This window comes from Variovorax rhizosphaerae (assembly GCF_037889975.1).
GTDB classification, from domain to species: domain Bacteria; phylum Pseudomonadota; class Gammaproteobacteria; order Burkholderiales; family Burkholderiaceae_C; genus Variovorax; species Variovorax rhizosphaerae.
Window position 1 is genome coordinate 35,583 of the sequence record NZ_JBBKZT010000028.1, and the last position, 18,030, is coordinate 53,612.

The following is an 18,030-nucleotide window of genomic DNA, read 5'->3' on the forward strand; positions in this document are numbered from 1 at the left end:
GATGTTCGCCTCGCGGTTTCAATCGAGCAGCTGCGAGACGAACCTGTCGGCGGCGGCTTGCACCTCCGCATCGGTCCACCCAGCCTTCGGGATCACGACATCGTCGAAGTCAAGGGAAAAGTCATCGAGCTTGAGGTCGTCAAGACGAGCGGGATCAACTTGCATTTCGGGTACCTCCTTGGCGTGGGCATGGGTGCTGGATGAGAAGGAACGGGTTGGCTTGGCAGTGGCAGTGTTCTGGTCTTCCAGTGCGGCTGTCGATGTAGGCAGGACCGACGGATTGGCGATTTCGAGCCTTGGCACTTCGGGAGGGGGCAGTTCGCGCTTGGCGAAGTACTTGTCGCGGAAGTAGAAGACGCGGTGTGCCAGCACGGGGCGCAGCCCTTCGTAGAAGAGGATCAACCGGTCGGCGCCGAGCTCCTTGACCTCCTGGGGCAGCAGCAGGCGTCGAGGCTGCTCGCTGATGCTCACGCTCGGTGATTTGCCGGCGCCGCCCCACATCGGGCGGCTGACGTTTTTCTGCTTGACGGTGTAGGTGCCGAGTTCGCGCGAGACCGCCTCGGCGTCCTCGAACTCCTTTGGCGGAAAGACGATGCGCGCTGCCAGCATCTTGCGGATGGACTTGGCCCCTTCGACGCCGTACTTCTCGATGAGCTGGGAGTTCGACTGGACGATGATCACCGTGCGGACGTTGTATCCGGGCAGGAACGCGGTGGACTCCGCGATGACCGGGATGCGCCCCAGGGCGGGGAACTCGTCCAGCATGAGGAGTAGTTGGTGCCGCAGCTTCGGGTTGTTCTCCGGCAACTCGCGCGTCTGCAGACCAATTGCCTGCTGGAAGAACAGGTTCAGAAGCGGTTGCAACCTTGCAATGTTATCCGGATTGATCTGCACGTAAATGGAGATCGGGCGCTTGCGTAACTCGCGCAGATCGAAGTCGTTCGCCGAGGTGGCCGCATCGATCATCGGATTCAGCCAGAGATCCAGGCGACTGGTGAAGGTCTTGCGAATGCTCGAGGCCGTGGTGGGCGCAAGATCGATCACGTCGTACAGACTTTGCACCGTTTCCTGCGACAGCGGATAGCCTGCGCGCTCACACGCATCGATGACCCGCTTCCAGTGCTTCTGGAAGCCTTCGTCATCGCTGGCCATGCCTTGGCGCAGCACCTCGCCGAGCGTGCGCGTCGCGCCTTCGGTCTGGAAAAGATACAGCGCGATGCCCAGGAAAAGCGAACGTGCAGACGATGTCCAGAACGGGTCACCCGCGTGGGGATCGGGAAAGAGCATCGTGCCGATGCGCTGCAGGTCGTCGATGCACCGGTAGGGGACTTCGGAGACGTAGCCCAACGGGTTCCAGCGTGAGGAACGCTCCCGCTCCGACAGCGGATCGAAAAGATGGACCTCCTGCCCATGAGCCTTGCGATAGCCCGCAGTGCGGATGAAATTCTCGCCCTTGATGTCGCTGACAATCGTTGAACCCGGCCAGTTCAGAAGGTTCGGAATGACGACCCCCACCCCCTTGCCACTGCGCGGCGGGGCTTCAAGCTCGACTCCCTGTTGACCCGGGAGCACCAGGTATCGGTTGCCCAGACGTCCGAGGATGATTCCGCTCTCGCCGAGCAGACCCGCCCGTTCGATCTCACGCCGGCGCGCGAAACGCGCGTCGCCGTGCAAGGGGCGGCGGCGCGGAAGGACCGCGAAGCCGATCACCCCAAGCGCAAGTCCTTCACCCCCGGCCAGCGCCATCAGCAAAGTGCGACGGATGTCAGCCCGCTCACCGTAGTCCTGCCAGTACCGATAGGTTGTGAGCGGGGTGGCATCGTGCGGAGGCAACTTCACCGCCATCAGAAAAAAATAGCCCGCGAGGTACAGGCCCACCACCGCTGCGAGCAGCAGCGCGATCAGGACCTTGAACGGGCTACGCGAGTCCTCGGAGCTTGGTGTCCGGGTCATACCATATCTCTCGCACCACGCGGCGCTGGCGGTCGCGCGCGCACTGGACCACAACGTCCACGCTGAGCTGCGCCAGTTCTACGCCTTCGCGCGTGCTCATCCCCTGGCCGGCCTCGCTGCGCTTCATGAGCTGCGCGAGCGCCACAAATGCCATCTCGGCGTTGTCCGCATGGATGCTCGTGATCGAGCCGGGATGGCCCGTGTTCACCGACACCAAGTAGTCGTAGACCTCGTCGCCCGTGCGCAGTTCGGAAACGAAGACCCGATCCGGACGTTGGCGTTTCGCACTTGCGAGCAACTGTCCGGGCGTGACCGATGCTTGACCTTGTGCACCCTGCGAATAGAAGAGGCGCACGTGATTCGGCTGGTTGCGCAGCGACAGTTCCTTCACGTCCTCGATCGTTACCAGCCGGTCATCAGCGGGCACTGCAAGGATCAGGGCCTTGCTGATGGTGGTCTTGCCCGACCCGGTGGCGCCCGACAGCAGAATGTTCTTGCGCAGTTGCACGGCACGGCGAAGGAACTCAACGAACCTGCGCGTTGCCAGCAAGCCCATCAATTCCCGGTCGGCAGGTGCAAGCGCGATGTCGCCGGCCGCCCGATACCGAACGGTCGGTGCGCCGCGAGTGCACTCGAAGACGTGCAAGGCCTCGAGTTCTTCCAGCGTCCACAGCACGTTAGATGGCCGGCGGATCGTGATCGAGACGGTCCGGTCCTCGGTCGCAGGCGGAAGCACGATCTGGATGCGCTCGCCGCCTGGCAACGTGGCGGACAGCAACGGCTCGTTGGCCGAAATGCGCTGCCGCGTGAAGTTCGCGACGAGCTTGGCGATCGACATGCACCACTCGAAGGTCGCGAACGGGAGAGTCTGCTGTGTCCATCCGGACTGCCGCTCCACGAATGCCGAGCCCGGTTGATTGATGCAGATCTCGGTGACTTCGGGGTCGTCGAGCAAGGATGCAAGCGGGCCGAGGAACAAGGATAGCGATGATGGCCCCTCGGCTGGTGCAATGCCGCCCAGCGCCTGGGGTGGCACGCGCGGAGCGATCTCACGGATTGGCTGGATCGTTTCGGAGTGCATAGACAGTCCTGAAGTCCACATCACGTGCCACAAGAATCTGGATTCGTTCACCCTGGTTCTTGATGACAGTGGGTGGAATGTTGATGGTGCTGCGAAGTACTTCGGTCACGACGTCGCGCCCGCTTTGCGGCCCGAGTACCACGCCACCGCCGCTGCCGACGTTGGTGCCGCTTTGCTGGTGAGCGGCGATGGCCTGCATCGTGCCGTCGATGACCGATATGAGGATGGCCGCGCCAAAGCGCTCCCAGAAATGCCGGTCGACGAAGCCGGGAAGGCCGTTTCGGCCAAGCTCGTCGGTGCCCGGAGAAGCTAGCTGCACGACGACGCCCGTCGGTGTGCGGGCCTCGTTCCAGACCACAAAAACGCGGCCCTGGCCGTGACGCGGTTCGCCGCGCTGCTCGCCGACGTATTTGGTGCCGCGCTCGAGCAGTACGACTTTGCCGTCAGCTCCGTAGATGTCACTTGCGCCAATGCAGGTGGTCATGCCTTCGTAGGTGGAGTCGATCGCCGTCTCCAGCGTGCAATCGATGAATGCGCCCTTGGGCAGCAACATGCGTCGCGTCGGCAGCATTTGCGCCGTCACGGCGGGCGTGGGGGTTGGCTTGAGATTGGCCGCCAGCATTCCGCCCGAGACGGGAGTTGCCGTGCCTGGCATCTGCAGGGATCCGAGGAGTTGCGCCATCCCAGGAAGCGCGCCAGGCATGGGCTGCGAACCGTACGCCCCATAGGCGGCGGCAGCACCTGCGCCCTGAGTCGGCTGCGCGCGACGGAGAACCGGGAAGCCGAGTTGACGCTCCAGCGCAAGTTGCTCCGGAGTCTTCTGCGGCGGACCTGCGTTGGGATTCGGTGTCGCTGCGGCAGGCGACGGGGGCAGGGCACTGGGAGCAGCAACGGGAGCGGTCCCTTGCGCAGGGCGGGGCGGATCCACGCGGCCCAGAGGGGGAACTCTCATCTCACCCCCTGCGCGCGCCGCAGCGGCCTTCTTCGCGGACTCTTCGACCTCATGCGCCTTCGTGTACTGCGTGTTGTAGTACCAGAACATGAACCCGGCGCCGAGTAGAACGAACGTACCCAGCGCGAGCGAGCCGCTGACACGGGACTGGATAGAACGCTCGCGGTTGACCGACGGGATTGCTCGCTCGCCCTGCACCGTGGCCGCTCCTGCATTTGCATCGGACCGATCGTTTCGAGCTTGCAGAGCTTCCCCTCGCGGAAGGATCTCACCGGTGTCCCGATCAACCTCATAAGATTCAGCCCCACCGTCGCTGGACGGCGAGCCACCGGGCGGGGGCGGCGGGGCAGGTGGCTCATGGCGAAATCGATCCTGCCAGGTCATGGGCCGTCTCCCGTGTTGGTGCGCTGGACCCCCGGCACACTCGTGTTCGACTTGGTGCGCGCGCCGCCGCCCGCGTAGGATTGGTTCAGAACGCAGCCCACCAGCTTGCCCCGCCGCAGGACGAAGCGCCGGGCGACCCGGTGGATGACGACCTCGTCGTCCTCGACGTTGAAATTCAACAGGGATTCCGTGCCATCGTCGTTCTGGACGAACATCGCCGGAAACTCGGATCTTGCCTGGAAGCGCAGGCGCGTCTGGACTCCGTCGTCAACGGCGCTCATGGGCTTCAGGCTACTGCTGCCGCAAAACCAGTAGTCGGTGTTGAGCGGCCTGCCGGCGGTCGACTGACGGATGCGTGCCTCGGTCAATTGCCGCTCCCGCTCGGCAGCGGCAAGTCGCGCGTCATCTTCGGGATAGGTGAAGCGAATTGAATAGACCATGCGCTTGGCGGCGCCGCCGGTGGGCGCGTTGGCGGAGACGACGTAGTCGAAGTGGTAGGCCCGTCGATTCGTCAGCACCGTGAGGTTGGTCGAGGCATGCGCCTCCTTCGGCTTGATGAAGAAGTGATTGCGTTCCGCGCCGACGTCGAAAGCGCCGTTGTCGCCGGAACCGAGGTTGATGAACTCTTCTCCTTCGGCCCACTGCAGATGGATCTGGTAGCCAACGTAGCCCTGCAGCGTGATGACGTCATCCGGGTTGTAGGCGACGACGCGAATGCGTGCATCAACCCTTCCTGCGGGTGGCACCGTTGCGGCGTCGGCGGTGCGGTCCGGCGCAGCAACGAGCGCCAAGGCCCCTGCAAGCAGTGCCGCGAACAGTGATCTCATCGCAGACCTGCCTTGGCGGGCGGATCGACACCGCTTGCAGCAACCTCTGGCTCCCGCCGGTACTCGAGCACCCGAAAGCCCAACGGGTTCAAGGACCTAGTCTTGTCATCCTTGGAAGGCTGGATGTATGCGAACTCGATGGTCGAAACCCAGTGGCTGGCCTGTTCCTCGCCGGTCCCGCCCGGGCGGGCGTAGCGGCTGAAGCGAACCTGGGCCAGCTTGTCGCGGCCGCTTTCCAGCTTGAGGAATGTGACTGAACGCACTTGCGTGCGGACCGTTGTCCCATCCTTGAAGACGTTGAGGGGCGACAGCGGGTTGTTGACGTTCCAGAGCGTTGCCCATTCCTGGTTCAGTCGAGGTGAATTCTCGGCGGCAACCAGGTCATAGTCAGCCTCCGCGGTCCCGTAGAAGTAGCGTTCGCGTGCAATGACGTACGTCGAGAGCAGGTTTCGCGTGACCACCTGCTCGATGTCCGTGGTTCCTTCATACGTGGGAACAATGTCGACTACGCCGCTGCTGCTGTCGACGCGAATGATGACGGGGACCGGTTGCTTGAGGGGTGTCAAGCCGGCTACAGCCCCGACTGCGACTAGCGCGATGAGCGAGGCAGCGCCCGCGACTGTCCAGGCGATCTTCGAAGACCGCTCCGCACGACGGGCGCGATCCATCTCCCAGCTCTGGGCTTCGAGCAGATAGCGATCAAGGGTTGGTTCGCGATTCACGGATCGCCCCCACGGTGGATACGGTACTGGGCTGCCCGTTGATCGGGCTGAGCGAACCCTCGCATTCGGGAGGAAGCGGAGGGCGCGTGCCGCAACCAACCATCGCAGCGCAAATGAACAAGGCGAGTACGGTCTTCATGGATGATCTTCGGCGCTCAGCGGCGACGGTTCGGGTCTGGCATGACCTGCTCACGCGGGATCAATGTACCGCCGCGGCGCGCTCCGCTTGCACGGTCCCATGTGTTGGCGACGCCGGCACCCACGCGGTTGCCTGCAAGTCGACGAAATGAATCCCATCTACTCCCAGGCTCCCTCTTCAGGCCATCGAGAAGCCCCCGACTGAACTCGTATGTTGTGCGCCGTGCTCCGCCCATTCCCCATCGCACCGCACCGCTAACAAATCCAAACGAACTCAAAGCGATACCGCTGGCGAGGCCAGATGCAATAGGCATCACTTGCCGCATGAGAAGGAGGACGAGCGACGCGCATAGCACCATGTTCAGCGCATCTACCGTAACGATGGCGGCGCCCCTTGCGGCAGTTTGACTGGCATATGACGAGACGACACGCAACATCAATGAAGCGACCAATGTACTCAGGATCGCAATCAGCCCGTAATTTGCCAGTTGCGCAACCCACGCTTCAAAAAATCGTCGCGTTGCTTCGAAGAACAGGAGGCTGATGAACAAAGGCCCGATCGCCAAGATAATGGCCAAAGCAAGCTTTGCCAAGGCCATCAGGAAGAGTGCGTAAACGGCTACGCCGCCCATGATGAAGTACACAACCGCGCCGGCGATGTAGAACCCAACATCTCCACTCAGGACCCCGCCCTTGTTCCAAAGAACTGAAGCGACAGTTCCTCCTTGATTCCAAATGGTGTCGATAACTTCGACGGGATCGGATGCCCCTGAAATTGCAGCGGCCAGTTGACCCGGTGCGTTGAAGAATGTATCAACTATGACTCCGTTGTAGCTCCACAGACGAAGGCCGACTCCCAGGACCAGAACGATAAAGACTATGCGCTTGACTCCTTCCCATACCGGCTCTTGAATTCGACCCGTCATACTCATGAATCCCCACATCATTACGTAGATGGTGGCGAGGGTGACTGCTGCAGGTTCAATCGCTGCGGCCACGATTGCGGTGTGAATAGCGACATAGTCTGTCAATGTGTTGGTCAACCAAGCCCAGAACTGCTGGAAGAACATTTCATTGCCTCGCTCTCACTTGCTGGATGGCATAGATGGTTGAAAGCGTTTCTGGAAATTCCCGTGGTCTGGCGTCGGCTTTGGTTGGGTGGGCGCAGGTGGTGGGACGGGATCAGGCTGCACCTGCGGCACGGCTGGAGGAGCTTCGTTTGTTCTAAAGTATTGGTATCCGCCGGCAATGCTGACGGCTACGATCACGACGAAGATCCAGATGACTGACTTGGGCATGATCAAGGGGCCGGAAGGAAGCGAGCACCGAAATCACCGTGACCAGATATCACTTGCTCCCGAACCCGCTGCTTCTGCGCTAGCTCATTCGACCTTGCGACCTCATAAAGGCTTTGCAGCTTGGTTTGTTCGTTCGTCAGCATGGCCTGCTCGGCTTGAATGCGCGCCTGCAGGTCCTGGATCGCCTTCGGATCCTGCGCACTGCCGATTCGGCTGATCAGCTGTTGAAGCGCAGAAAATCGCTGACTGGTGTTCTGGTACGCCGCCTGCGTCATGCCACTGAGCATCGCTGACGCTTGGCGACCCTGTTCTACTTCCTGCCGCATTTGGGGGGTCAACGCGTCCATCTGTGTGTTCGACAAGATGCTGTTGGCTTTCATAATCGACTGGACCTTGTCTGCCAGCCCGGCGTAGCTCGTCGAATTGCCGTTGATCGTGCTCATCAATTCGCCGTAACTTGTTGGCAGATAGTTGCGTGCCGCATCCGAAGTTGGCAGCAGCTGCTCCATCCCGCGGCTGCCCGTCATCGCGTTGTACGTCTGCTGCAACTGGTCCTTCGACTGTTTGAGCTGCTCATATTGCTTTTCCATGCCTTGCAACTGCTGTTGCCAGGCCATGAGTTGTTGCATGAGGCTCCCGAGCGCGGCGAAGTCGATCACGGGGATTCCCGCATTGGCATGCAAGGGCGTGAGGAAGGCAGCGGCTGCGATCAACATTGCGAAGAGTCGGCTACGCATGAGATTTCTCCTTGGAGAAGGGCGTGGAAAGGGCGGTGTCTGGCGTGGCTGAGACTGCTGCCAGGAACTGCGGCAGCCAATGGTCGGGGTGTGGCCCGTGGACGTTGATTAACTGCTGCATCAAGTGGACGTTGCCGGTGCGGCCGGAGATCACGTGTAGCGCGTCATCGAACCCCGCAAGGTCGAGCTGCGCGACCACGCTGATGTGGTTCTGCTTGATGAGGAATTGCCGCGAGCCTGGTTCAAGCTCCTGCTTGATCAGTGCGAACTCGCGATCAGTCAGGTTGAACCCTTCGGTGTATTCCTTGTAGTCCGCCTCCGGATTCGGAAACAGGATCTTTGTCGGTGTCTGCTCGACGATCGCACGCGCGATGGTTGAGTCAAGAACATGACTGGTACTCTGCGTGAATGTCGCAAGGTTTGCGTTCTTCTTGCGCCAAGTCTCCAGGCCATTCTTCGCGAATTTCGCAAAGGCCGGGTCGTTCAGCAGCCTGGCAAACTCGTCCATCCAGCACACGAGCTTCCGGCCATCCACCATCTGGTTGACCAGATGGAAGAGGTACATGGTGAGGGGCGCCCGGACCACGTCGTTGTCAAGAAAATCGGTAACGTCGAAGCCGACAAGCGAGTGGCGGGACAGTATCGGCGCCACCTCGTCGTAGGCGTTATCAAATACCCAGGCATAGTCGCCGCCCTCGGACGCGCACCATTTGCGCAGCCGCGCTTGCATGCCCTCGGGATCGGTGATATCCAGGAAGGCGGCGAGGCGGGAGAGTCGCCGAAACGGAGGATCCAGCCGAAGGGTGCCTCTGAGAGCCTGGTCGAGATCGTCCTCCTGCCGCACCGTCAGGGTGTCCGACGGGGTGCGTAGCACGAGCCGACGCAACCAATGACGCATGAATTCGACGTTGTGGGAGATCGTCGCGTCGAGTTGGAGCGGATTGCAGCCGGTCGGTGCGCCATTCTTGAGCGGGAGGTATTGACCGCCCAAGGCGCGCACGAGAATGTGCAAGCCCTCGTCCTTGTCGAAGATCACCTGGGTGGCGTCGAGGCGGTTGCAGATCGCGACCATGCAAAATCCCAGGAAGGTGGTTTTGCCGGTGCCAACCGGGCCCACGCTTGTGAGGTGTCCGACGTCCCTGCGACTGCCGCCATCGGCGCTACGCGGATCGCTGGCGTGGAGCGAGAAGAAGTAGGGCGAGCCGGCGCGCGTCATGAACATCGTCAGCGCATCGCCCCAGTAGTTCCCGCTTGCACGACCGGTCGGGAAATTGTGGAAGGGTGACATCGCCGCAAAATTGCGGCTGGTGATGGGAGCCTTGCGGGTGCGGAAGGCGAAGTTGCCAGGAAGCTGCGCCCAGAAGGCGGCCTCGAGCGCGAGGTCCTCGCGGGCCACGACCATGCCGGTGTCACCCAGCAGGTAGCGGGCCCTTGCCACGTTGTCGTTCAACTGCTTGAGGCGCGGGCGCCCTTCCGCCTCGCTGAGACCGTCGTACGCATCGGCAAGCACCTGCAATGTGAAATGGTGGTCGCCGACAACGAACCGATTGCTCATCAGATCGTCGAGTGCATCCTTGAGCTCTTCTGCCTGGGACACGGCCATGTCGCCGGCTGCAGCCATGCGATTGTGCTGGCGGGTAATCATGTCGGTGGCTGCGCCTTTGCCGAGGAATGTGAAGCTCTGCGTCAGCACGAAGGGGAACGGCGCCGTCAGGAGCGAGCCGAACATGCCCGGCGCCGTCGGTGTCGGGTACTCCTTGATGCCCAGGAATGCGCCGATGCGTGTTTGCGTGCCTGTCCGGTATTCCATGGCCTCGTTGCCGAAGAATGGACGGGTCGTCGCCAGCACCTCGTTCAACGGAGCGCGCGGCAGCGGAATGCGCTGCCACTCGCCGTTGATGAGCAGCGCCTGAAACTCCAGGAAGGAGGAGAACAGGACGCGGGTGCCCTCCAGCCGATAGATGCCCAGCGGCTCCGGGTCGTATCGTTCCAGTGCTGCAAGCAGTTCCTGCCGCTTCTTTGTGCATTCGTCCAGGGAGTCGGCCAGCTCGCTGCGCTCGCCTTCACGGTCGGCCTTCTTGAGGATGCGCAGCGTCGTGTTGCCGATGCGTGTGGGCTGAGGCCGAAACACAAGCGACAGGTACAACTCGTTGACCATCAGTCGCTCACCGGCCATCTTGCGCCGGTAACGCTGTTCGAGGTCGTGTGCGAAGCCGGGGACGGTGCGGCCGACAGGGTAGCCTGGCTCTCGGTGCCGGATGACATGGCTCCACACTGCGTGGTTGGGCGATGCAATGTTGCGCAGAAACACGTTCAACCGCTCGTGCCAGCTGTTGATGTCCTCATCGTCAGCGCTCTCGAAGCTCGCGCCTGCCAAGCGAAAGGATTGGACATAATCGCCGGCCCTCGTCCTGGCGACGTGTTCGTCCACGTGTGCGAGCAAGGGGATCATCGAAGCGGCGCTGGCCTCACGGCGAAGCGTTCGATCCTTGCGCAGGGTGAGTGCCATCTGGCCTGCTCCTCAGAGCATGACGCGTGCAGGCGCGTGCCGGCGCCGGCCGTTCAATTTGGGCAGGTCAAGCGCGAGCGGACTGTACGAGTTCGCACGCCAGTAGCGCACATTGCCCGCAATAAGGGCGGGTAGTCGTGTGCGGCCCCACAGCTGCAGCAAGTCGAAGAAGCGTGGCTCGTAGAGGCAGACGAGGTACAGCACCCCGTGGATTGGCACGAACGCCAGCAACCAGGCCAGGTTCTTCGTCACGATGAACGATTCGGTCGTGATCACGACGTTGAACATCATGGCCGAGTACGTCACGCCCCAGATCATCGATGGGCGGGTCATTCCGACAAACAGCGTGTCGGCGACGATGCCCTTGTTGCGGTTCATGGCGGCCAGGTCCCATGCGACAGACGTCAATCAGACGCCGAACATCCCACGGATCCACGACACGATCTGTGGTCCGCCAAAAACCAGCACCGTGCCGAGGACGACACCTACCATCCACCACCAGCTGACTCGCCCGAACCAGGCCATCACTCCCGAGACCATCACTGCCACGGCGGCGAGCGGCGTCAGGATGCTCACCAACTGGCTTTGGGTGGCGTTGGCACCGGTGGCGAACGGGCTGCCGGCCAGCGCGATGCCGGGCAGGACCAAAACGAGCAGTGCAAGCCCCTTCCAAAAGGCATGAATGCAGGCTCCTCGAATGACCGCTAAGGCAGGAGCTCCAGCCGTGTCACGGTGTGCGTTGCGCCCATCGTCTTGAGTTGACGTACCAGTGTTTCCAGCGACCTGAAATTGCGCGGTGCCCGCCAGCCTGTCAGGGTCCAGCGTCCCGTTCTCCACGCAATGATGGCCTCTATCCGATACAGGTTGGGGGCGAACTCCACGATCACCAGTTCGTGAACTGCGCGCTTCTGGAGCAGCCCGATGAATTCCACCTGCGAGACTTCGTTCCCCGGTAGCTCCAGTTCCGGCGCGGTCTTTCTGACCCGACGGGTCGTTGCCATGTCTGTCCTTTTTATTGATCGATGGCGCGAGATTCTCAGGGATAGCGAAGACAGCCATGTGGATTACTCCATGCGACGGTGCGGTTCGAGGCGAGCCGGGGCTGGCCCGGACGCCTGGGCGGAAACATCAGGGCCGGCGGTATCCGCTCGCCGGGGCTTGCCGTAGACGTCCCACCATGGAGCGACCTTCTCGGCCTTGGGCTGTGCTGGCTTTGCAGTCACGGCGACAGCGCCCGCGCTCCCAGGGGGCGCTGACGCGGCGGGAGTGGCGGCGATCTCACGTTTGATGCCGGCGATATCACTCAAGACACGGATGCGATCGTTTTCCGCTTCGTCCGCGGCTGCCACGTCAGCGGCGGCCAATCGCTCGGCCCTGCGTCTCGCGAGCGACTCGACGAGCGCTTCGGACTTCTTGAGTTCGCTTCGAAGCACCAGCAGCCGGTCGTTCTCACGCGCGGACTGTTCGGCAGAGCTCACCTTCATCGAAGAAGAGGGCTGGCTCGTTGCCGCTCCGGAAACAAGGGCGATTGATACGGAGAGTGCGACAAGCGGGCAGGAAGCCGCGGAAGGCTTCCCCAAACCTTTCAACACAGCAGCGATGCGTTGAACCACCCGGACTTGCATGGGCGCAATGTTTCACGCAATTCGGACGTTGTCAAGTGGAATATGTTGCTACATGTATTCTATGGCTAGCTATAGAAACTTGACAAGTACAGACGAACATCCGTATTGTGCGTCTGCGTGTGTAGTGCAAACGGATTTTGTCTTTCTATCGAAATGCTAGGACGCCGCCGCCGTTCATTCAAGACGTCCAAAGTATTGGGCCTCGCAAGTTTTGCAACCGCTCGTACGAAGCATGGAACTAAAGTTTTCACCACTGCGAACGAAGGAGAACTCCAATGAGTATCGTCGTGATCAGCAATCAGAAGGGCGGGGTTGGTAAATCGACGCTCGCAGTACTTTTTGCGCAGTGGCTTGCGGCCAAAAATGGCGCCGCAGTGTGCGTGATCGATCTTGATTCGCAATGTAACTGCTCCAAATCGCTCGCGCGATTTGGCGGAGGACATGAGGCAGCAGCGCTGTTCTCGGCCGATGCACCATGTGTAACGGAATCCGTCGATGAGCCGGCGCCCGGGAGCATCACATTGCTCAAGGGAAGCAAGCGTCTCGCCGATGTCGAGTTGGCACGGGCAGAAGTGATCGTTCCGGCGTTCCGGCAGCAACTCTCCGCGCTGTCCCGATCCTATGACTACGTGGTCATCGATACCCCGCCAGCACTTGGTTTGCGCATGAGTGCAGCGTTGATCGCTGCCGATGTCGTTGTGTGCCCGATCGAGCTGGAGGAGTACAGCATCGAGGGCGTCACGGACATGCTCAAGACGATCTTCGGCGTGCAGAAGCGCTACAACCCACGCCTGAAATTGGGCGGCGTCGTGGCCAACCGGTTCAATCCGCACTCGTTGCGGCAAAAGGCCGCGCTGCGCGACCTGATAACCAACTACGGGCAATTCGTGCTGCCCGCCAAGATTTCCACCCGCTCCGCCATTCCCGAAGCGCTTGCCGCCGGCGTGCCCGTCTGGCAGCTCACCAAGACCTCTTCACGCGAAGCGAGCGAAGAGGTGTTCGAAGTGTTCCGTTTGCTCATGCAACGCATGCATTCCGGAACTGCTCAAGTGGTAGAGGAGGGCGCAGCATGAGTGCAATGCGGGGTCTCGATCTCAGCGGCCTGGTTCAATTCAAGGCGAGTGATCTGCTCCAGGCGGAGCCAGCCGTCGCGCTTGGCAAACCCATGCTGGTTGCGCTCTCGCTGATCGACTTCGATCCCAAACAACCGCGGCGAAGCGTTGACGAAACCTCGATTGGAGAGTTGGCCTCCTCCATCAAGTTGTACGGCGTTCTGGAGCCTGTCTCGCTGAGGACGGACCATGATCGCGAGGGCTGGTTCATTGTCAATCGTGGAGAACGGCGCGTTCGCGCTGCGCGCGAGGCAGGGTTGGCCGAGGTGCCGGCGTTTCTGGACGAGCGCATCGATCCATTCGCGCAGGCCGCGGAGAACCTGCATCGGGAAAACATGTCGCCGTTCGACCTGGCGACGTTCATCGCGGAGCGCGAAAAGGAGGGGCACTCGCGCGCCGAAATCGGCAGGCGACTCAACAAGTCGCGCTCGTTCATCACGGAGGCGGCATGCCTGATCGAGGCAGGTCCGGAAATCCGCATGGCATTCGAATCAGGCCGGCTTGGCACGGATGTGCGCGCGCTCTATCGGCTGGCTTTGACGTTGAAGGCGCAGCCCGAGCGCGCGGCTGCCCTGTTAGCGGGCGATGGCGCGATCAACCGGTCTACTCTGGGGCCGTTCTGGCGCCAGGGCGACCACGAGTCAGCAAAGCCCAGGACGTCATCAAGCGCTGGCGGCGTCAAGGGCTTCGGCGCACCCAGTGCGGGACGCACGGTACTGGTGGTCGAGCACGCCGGGCGACGCGGCTCGCTGCGTTTCAAGGCACGCGATCACGACGCTGCAGAAGTGCGTTTCGGCGACGGCTCGCGCGACGTTGTCAAACTGAATGATTTGCGGCTCGTTTGCTGGGCCACGGAGGAGTAAGGATATGGCCAAGATTCAGTTCGACCGTCGTGAGTTCGCTGCCCCTCGAAGATCGTTTGCAATTCGAATGCTGGGTGCTTTGCTCTTTGTCGTCTGGCAGCTGGTGCGCCTGACATGCTGTGCGGTGCTCATCCTGCTTGAGCCGTTGCTTCGGGCGACACTTGTGCCGATCGCCTTTTTTAGCTTCGTTGTGACCCTGATTTTTGGCTTTCTGATCGGAGACCCACGGTTTCCGCGTTGGGGCATGCTGGCCTTCTCGATCGGGACGTTGATGCTCTACTGGGTGTTCCTCGCCGTGATGAGCCTCTTCATGACACTCCCGCCTAGCCATGATCGTTGACGAACCCATTCTTGAGCGCGTCCTTCGCGAGCGTCGCTTCGACGGACAAACTGCGGAAATCGCGAGACGAATGTTCCTCCAGAACGAAGCCCCCCAGAAGCTGGCGTTAGAGTACGCATTGCTCGACAAGCGCATCTATGCGATTCGTGCAGAGGTAGTCAAGCAGGTCAAGAAATTCGCGTTGCCCGAGGGATGGTCGGAGGTCACGTTGAGGGGCCCCGCCGACGCGGTGAAGGCAGCGCATGCGGTTTTCAAAAGGCGCATGCGCGAGCATGAGCAAGCTTCCCGAGAGTAGGGCTCCCCCTTCAAGACGTTCAGTCCATATCCCGAGTCCGGAAGCCCGGCTCATTGCCCCACGTTGCGATCCCCGTCCAAGCCCACGGCGCCCATTTGCAAGTGGCCTCATGCTATTGAATGGTGCGCGGGCTGCTTTCCCCACGGTGCCCAGCAAGTCCCCGGTACTCGGTACGGCGCATTGCCTGGCAAATTCTCACTGCCCGATTTAGAACCTCGCTGCAGCTATCGATGCGGTAGTTCGCCTTGCAGCGTTCAAAATACTCCTCGCGTCTTGCCACGGCGCTGGCCGCGATGGCGCCCGCGCCGATCTGATATCCAAGGGGCTCGGGCAGACTCGCGCAGTCGATGAAACTCAGTCCGAGCAGGTTGCACGCCTGGTGTGCATCGACAATAAGGTCGCTTGTGCCGATCGCATCGCCGCTCACCGACCAGTCTTGAGCCGCGCGCAGTGCATCTCGCGATGCCATCCTGTCGCGAATATTCAAGTACACCATCATGGGCAGGGCGCACGCCCCGATCCATAGGACTATCCGGACGACAACATCTTCACGCTGGAGTTTCATGGTTGAGTCCGAGAGATATCGGGGCCTCTCGCTCCGAGGTTACGAAATGCTATCCAACTCGGGCGTGGCGTGGAACATGCCACGCACGCATGATGGCGAACTCCGATCCCTCACCTATGACCAGCGGGCTCGTAGCCTGCGAGGTCTTCAAGCGCAGTCGGCAGTCCTCACGCCTGCGTCCGCCTCGCCGAACTCGGTCTGCTTTCAGATGACGTCGGTCGGTGCGGCGACAACCCGATCGTATTTGCGCATCGCCTGCGGTTCGATACCAAGCCAGCGCGCGACCTGCACGGCGTCTGTCCCTCGGCGCAACTGGCGAATCGCGAAGGTGTGCCGCAAGCGGAAGGACCCGCCTTCGCTGCTGTCCAAACCCGCGTCCTCGAGCACCTGGCGTGCGCATTCATAGTGCGACAGCTTGCTCCATGGCTTGCCTGTACGCGTGGAGGGAAGCAGGAACTCACCCGCGATGCCGGTCTCGGCACGGACCTGCATCCAGTGCTGCAGCAACTCGCCTGCCCAAGGCGCGATGGGTGTCTCGCGCGGAAGCGAATTCCCATTGCCTGGCACCGAGACTTTCCAGGGTCGCTCGCGCACGCGCCCGCCTTGCGACGTTGGCGACTTCATCGTCAGCACACGCACGTCCCCCGGCGTCAGTCCGCCGCCCAGTTGAAGTGCCACCGCCGTGCGATTGCGAAGCTCCTGCCAAGTGAACGAGGCGTGGCTGTTGCGACGGGCCTCCGATAGCCCCGGTCGTGGCCGGGCGGCCGAGAGGTAAGCGATCAACTGTCGGGCTTCGGCAACGGACAGGAACTCGGGAAGCGGGTCTGCGCTGGCAGCATCCGCATACCGAACTGCTGGGTGGCTCGCAATCCAGTCGGCCGCCGCCGTATTAGGGGCTTGGTCCACTTCTGCAGCATGGTGACGAAGCACCCGGTCAATGAGTCGCATCAATCGCAGCGCATGTCGAGGCGAAAGCGACAGGTCCGAACTTTTGGTGCCGAACCGCGCCGCATGGAACGCCTCGAGGTCGCGCGTGTCCAGCGAAGCCAGGGTCACGGCAGGCTGCTCGCCAAGACACCAGGCTGTGAAGGCAGTCCACATCTCCCGGTAGACGTCCATCGAGGAGTCTTGACGCAATGTACCGGCAGCACGCTGATCGGCCAGCCAGCTTTCGAAGGCAGCGCTGTGGGTTTCAGCCGGGGTATTGGAGAACAGGGAGAGGGATGGCATCGCAAACATACTAACGGAAGACGCGAGCGATTCGGTGCTTTGTTTTGGCAGTGCTGCTTTTTCGGCGGATGCGATGCGTGCTAAACCCAGCGGGATACCGTTAGTAGGTTTTAAATGGCGGGCCTAGAGGCTCGTTCAGCACATGCACGCCAAGCGTATGACAATCCGGGCATCGGCTGGACTTGAAGTACAGCCTCACAATCAGCAATGCCAGTCCTCACTACAGGAACATCTTTACCAAGTTGTCCTTGACGCAGTAGGGGCGCTCTTCAAGGCCACCGGCGCCGCTGCCTTCTGCATCCCGATCCCTGGAACGTCCCCGCCCGTCACTGTGGCCGCCGGCGAGCCTGATGCCATTCGCATGATGCTGCCGGACTGCGCAAACGACTCCATCGCCTGACTCAACTCGCCGTCGCGGGCGTCAATGCCGCTGGGCCACAACAGGCATCCCGCTTGGCGAATGTGCATCACCTGGCTCTCAGGTCCAAAACTTCCACCATGCTCGCCGAGCCGTTCGCAGATGCAGCGGCCGCGTGTCCAAGCGGTCAAGCACGATGGCCGCAGCGCCGAAACGCGTCGTTGCTGCATCATCTTCACTTGCGGGTGTGATAGCTCGCGCGACGGAACGTTCGCCGTCAGCCGGCGGGGAAGTCGGCTTCAGAACACCTCGTTCGGAAAGCGGGCCAAAGTCAGTCATGACGCCATTTTCATGCCTTTGGCAGACGCCGGCACAATTGGCAGGATGTCAACGCGGGTCACGCCCCTGGGCGAATGGATGGAAGCAGGGAAACTCCGAAAACGGGGTCGACCTTGTGCGCGCACATGCAGCGCCGCCAGATGTGTTCCAAGCGCAGCGAAGGACCTCTCCCCGAGCCGTGCTGGTCGTGGTGTTGAGGAGAAGTTTCATGGGCATGTCGTCGAAGGTGTTTCTCGTCTCGCCGGAAGAGATGCCGGAGGCGCTCGCGGCCGCAGCCTTCATGCGAATGCTCCGCCAAGAAAGCCCCTCTCGACTACCGGACTTCGCGGGCCAGCGCGTCCGCCAGGCCAGCATCACCGTTGAATTGGGGGAGGGAACGCCGTTGCGTGTCGTGCACCGCACCTTTTCCATGCTCGACATCGGCGCCGACGGCGTGCTCGATGTCGCCCGGTTGAGCACACAGCAGGTCGCCCGCATGGCAGACTTCATGGCACCCGAATCGCAGACACAGGCAGCAAAGGCCCCGATCGTTGACGCGGCCAATCGCTTCATTGCACGGGGTGGCTACTGGCAACCCGATGATCTTCTCTTGCGCCGCATTGATGCCGCAGCGCTGGGGCATCTGCCGTGTCGGAGAGTCCGGGTGCTCAGGTGACTTGCAGAAACGTTCTGGGGCCTGACGATCTGCCCGACGGTGCACCA

At 61.7% G+C, this 18,030-nt stretch carries 19 protein-coding genes; 5 read left to right on the plus strand and 14 right to left on the minus strand.

The genetic code is table 11. The features are described 5' to 3' along the window. Nucleotides 1-18 precede the first annotated feature (18 nt). The 12 genes from WKW82_RS34930 to WKW82_RS34985 form a co-directional block, all read right to left on the minus strand. On the minus strand, nt 19-1,953 hold the full coding sequence (locus WKW82_RS34930) for a type IV secretory system conjugative DNA transfer family protein (protein WP_340347665.1): 1,935 nt from the start codon (nt 1,951-1,953) through the stop codon (nt 19-21). After that, the gene (gene virB11, locus WKW82_RS34935) at nt 1,919-3,034 is read right to left on the minus strand and encodes a P-type DNA transfer ATPase VirB11 (RefSeq protein ID WP_340347666.1); all 1,116 of its coding nucleotides are present in this window, start codon (nt 3,032-3,034) and stop codon (nt 1,919-1,921) included. The genes WKW82_RS34930 and virB11 overlap by 35 nt, the downstream gene beginning before the upstream one ends. After that, nucleotides 3,003-4,370, minus strand: a complete 1,368-nt coding sequence (virB10, locus tag WKW82_RS34940) for a type IV secretion system protein VirB10 (RefSeq protein WP_340347668.1) — start codon at nt 4,368-4,370, stop codon at nt 3,003-3,005. The genes virB11 and virB10 overlap by 32 nt, the downstream gene beginning before the upstream one ends. Further along, nucleotides 4,367-5,197 (minus strand): TrbG/VirB9 family P-type conjugative transfer protein, encoded by an 831-nt coding sequence (locus tag WKW82_RS34945; RefSeq protein WP_340347670.1) that lies wholly within the window; start codon nt 5,195-5,197, stop codon nt 4,367-4,369. The genes virB10 and WKW82_RS34945 overlap by 4 nt, the downstream gene beginning before the upstream one ends. Then, on the minus strand, nt 5,194-5,919 hold the full coding sequence (locus tag WKW82_RS34950) for a VirB8 family type IV secretion system protein (protein ID WP_340347672.1): 726 nt from the start codon (nt 5,917-5,919) through the stop codon (nt 5,194-5,196). The genes WKW82_RS34945 and WKW82_RS34950 overlap by 4 nt, the downstream gene beginning before the upstream one ends. 155 nt (nt 5,920-6,074) lie before the next feature. After that, nucleotides 6,075-7,127 carry a TrbL/VirB6 family protein gene (locus WKW82_RS34955; protein ID WP_340347674.1) on the minus strand — a complete coding sequence of 351 codons (1,053 nt, stop codon included), beginning with the start codon at nt 7,125-7,127 and terminating at the stop codon, nt 6,075-6,077. A 230-nt stretch (nt 7,128-7,357) separates the two neighbouring features. Continuing rightward, on the minus strand, nt 7,358-8,092 hold the full coding sequence (locus tag WKW82_RS34960) for a TrbJ/VirB5 family protein (RefSeq protein ID WP_340347676.1): 735 nt from the start codon (nt 8,090-8,092) through the stop codon (nt 7,358-7,360). Then, nucleotides 8,085-10,601, minus strand: coding sequence for a VirB4 family type IV secretion/conjugal transfer ATPase (locus WKW82_RS34965; RefSeq protein WP_340347677.1), 2,517 nt, complete (start codon nt 10,599-10,601; stop codon nt 8,085-8,087). Before WKW82_RS34965 ends, WKW82_RS34960 begins: the two co-directional genes overlap by 8 nt. Nucleotides 10,602-10,613: 12 nt before the next feature. Next, entirely contained in the window at nt 10,614-11,009 is a 396-nt protein-coding gene (locus tag WKW82_RS34970; protein WP_340347679.1) for a VirB3 family type IV secretion system protein, read from the minus strand. Beyond that, a complete protein-coding gene (locus WKW82_RS34975; RefSeq protein ID WP_340347742.1) occupies nt 11,010-11,300 on the minus strand; it encodes a TrbC/VirB2 family protein in 291 nt (96 codons plus the stop codon). 5 nt (nt 11,301-11,305) lie between these two features. Beyond that, on the minus strand, nt 11,306-11,602 hold the full coding sequence (locus tag WKW82_RS34980; protein WP_340347744.1) for a hypothetical protein: 297 nt from the start codon (nt 11,600-11,602) through the stop codon (nt 11,306-11,308). 63 nt (nt 11,603-11,665) lie between these two features. After that, complete coding sequence (locus WKW82_RS34985) at nt 11,666-12,226, minus strand: hypothetical protein (protein ID WP_340347681.1); 561 nt, start codon at nt 12,224-12,226, stop codon at nt 11,666-11,668. A 275-nt stretch (nt 12,227-12,501) separates the two neighbouring features. On the opposite strand from WKW82_RS34985, the gene WKW82_RS34990 reads away from it, so the two are divergent. The 4 genes from WKW82_RS34990 to WKW82_RS35005 are packed head-to-tail and all read left to right on the plus strand — an operon-like array spanning nt 12,502 to nt 14,836. Beyond that, nucleotides 12,502-13,299: a ParA family protein gene (locus tag WKW82_RS34990; RefSeq protein ID WP_340347682.1), complete on the plus strand. Its 798-nt coding sequence runs from the start codon at nt 12,502-12,504 to the stop codon at nt 13,297-13,299. Next, a complete protein-coding gene (locus WKW82_RS34995) occupies nt 13,296-14,201 on the plus strand; it encodes a ParB/RepB/Spo0J family partition protein (protein WP_340347683.1) in 906 nt (301 codons plus the stop codon). Before WKW82_RS34990 ends, WKW82_RS34995 begins: the two co-directional genes overlap by 4 nt. Nucleotides 14,202-14,205: 4 nt before the next feature. After that, entirely contained in the window at nt 14,206-14,541 is a 336-nt protein-coding gene (locus tag WKW82_RS35000) for a hypothetical protein (RefSeq protein WP_340347684.1), read from the plus strand. Further along, nucleotides 14,531-14,836 carry a hypothetical protein gene (locus WKW82_RS35005; protein WP_340347685.1) on the plus strand — a complete coding sequence of 102 codons (306 nt, stop codon included), beginning with the start codon at nt 14,531-14,533 and terminating at the stop codon, nt 14,834-14,836. Before WKW82_RS35000 ends, WKW82_RS35005 begins: the two co-directional genes overlap by 11 nt. A 112-nt stretch (nt 14,837-14,948) precedes the next feature. Here the strand turns inward: WKW82_RS35005 and WKW82_RS35010 are convergent, their stop codons facing one another. Beyond that, nucleotides 14,949-15,401: a hypothetical protein gene (locus tag WKW82_RS35010; RefSeq protein WP_340347686.1), complete on the minus strand. Its 453-nt coding sequence runs from the start codon at nt 15,399-15,401 to the stop codon at nt 14,949-14,951. Nucleotides 15,402-15,605: 204 nt separating this feature from the next. Further along, complete coding sequence (locus tag WKW82_RS35015; protein ID WP_340347687.1) at nt 15,606-16,631, minus strand: tyrosine-type recombinase/integrase; 1,026 nt, start codon at nt 16,629-16,631, stop codon at nt 15,606-15,608. Nucleotides 16,632-17,536: 905 nt separating this feature from the next. On the opposite strand from WKW82_RS35015, the gene WKW82_RS35020 reads away from it, so the two are divergent. Beyond that, a complete protein-coding gene (locus WKW82_RS35020; protein WP_340347688.1) occupies nt 17,537-17,983 on the plus strand; it encodes a hypothetical protein in 447 nt (148 codons plus the stop codon). Nucleotides 17,984-18,030: the final 47 nt, after the last annotated feature.

What these genes read in the sequence shown, in the direction of transcription:
- WKW82_RS34985 (WP_340347681.1), bottom strand. Translation starts at nt 12,226, where the DNA reads ATGCAAGTCCGGGTGGTTCAACGCATCGCTGCTGTGTTGAAAGGTTTG.
- WKW82_RS34995 (WP_340347683.1), top strand. Translation starts at nt 13,296, where the DNA reads ATGAGTGCAATGCGGGGTCTCGATCTCAGCGGCCTGGTTCAATTCAAG.
- WKW82_RS35005 (WP_340347685.1), top strand. Translation starts at nt 14,531, where the DNA reads ATGATCGTTGACGAACCCATTCTTGAGCGCGTCCTTCGCGAGCGTCGC.
- WKW82_RS34955 (WP_340347674.1), bottom strand. Translation starts at nt 7,127, where the DNA reads ATGTTCTTCCAGCAGTTCTGGGCTTGGTTGACCAACACATTGACAGAC.
- WKW82_RS35010 (WP_340347686.1), bottom strand. Translation starts at nt 15,401, where the DNA reads ATGAAACTCCAGCGTGAAGATGTTGTCGTCCGGATAGTCCTATGGATC.
- WKW82_RS35015 (WP_340347687.1), bottom strand. Translation starts at nt 16,631, where the DNA reads ATGCCATCCCTCTCCCTGTTCTCCAATACCCCGGCTGAAACCCACAGC.
- WKW82_RS35020 (WP_340347688.1), top strand. Translation starts at nt 17,537, where the DNA reads ATGGGCATGTCGTCGAAGGTGTTTCTCGTCTCGCCGGAAGAGATGCCG.
- WKW82_RS34990 (WP_340347682.1), top strand. Translation starts at nt 12,502, where the DNA reads ATGAGTATCGTCGTGATCAGCAATCAGAAGGGCGGGGTTGGTAAATCG.
- WKW82_RS35000 (WP_340347684.1), top strand. Translation starts at nt 14,206, where the DNA reads ATGGCCAAGATTCAGTTCGACCGTCGTGAGTTCGCTGCCCCTCGAAGA.
- WKW82_RS34930 (WP_340347665.1), bottom strand. Translation starts at nt 1,953, where the DNA reads ATGACCCGGACACCAAGCTCCGAGGACTCGCGTAGCCCGTTCAAGGTC.
- WKW82_RS34945 (WP_340347670.1), bottom strand. Translation starts at nt 5,197, where the DNA reads ATGAGATCACTGTTCGCGGCACTGCTTGCAGGGGCCTTGGCGCTCGTT.
- virB11 (WP_340347666.1), bottom strand. Translation starts at nt 3,034, where the DNA reads ATGCACTCCGAAACGATCCAGCCAATCCGTGAGATCGCTCCGCGCGTG.
- WKW82_RS34965 (WP_340347677.1), bottom strand. Translation starts at nt 10,601, where the DNA reads ATGGCACTCACCCTGCGCAAGGATCGAACGCTTCGCCGTGAGGCCAGC.
- WKW82_RS34980 (WP_340347744.1), bottom strand. Translation starts at nt 11,602, where the DNA reads ATGGCAACGACCCGTCGGGTCAGAAAGACCGCGCCGGAACTGGAGCTA.
- WKW82_RS34960 (WP_340347676.1), bottom strand. Translation starts at nt 8,092, where the DNA reads ATGCGTAGCCGACTCTTCGCAATGTTGATCGCAGCCGCTGCCTTCCTC.
- virB10 (WP_340347668.1), bottom strand. Translation starts at nt 4,370, where the DNA reads ATGACCTGGCAGGATCGATTTCGCCATGAGCCACCTGCCCCGCCGCCC.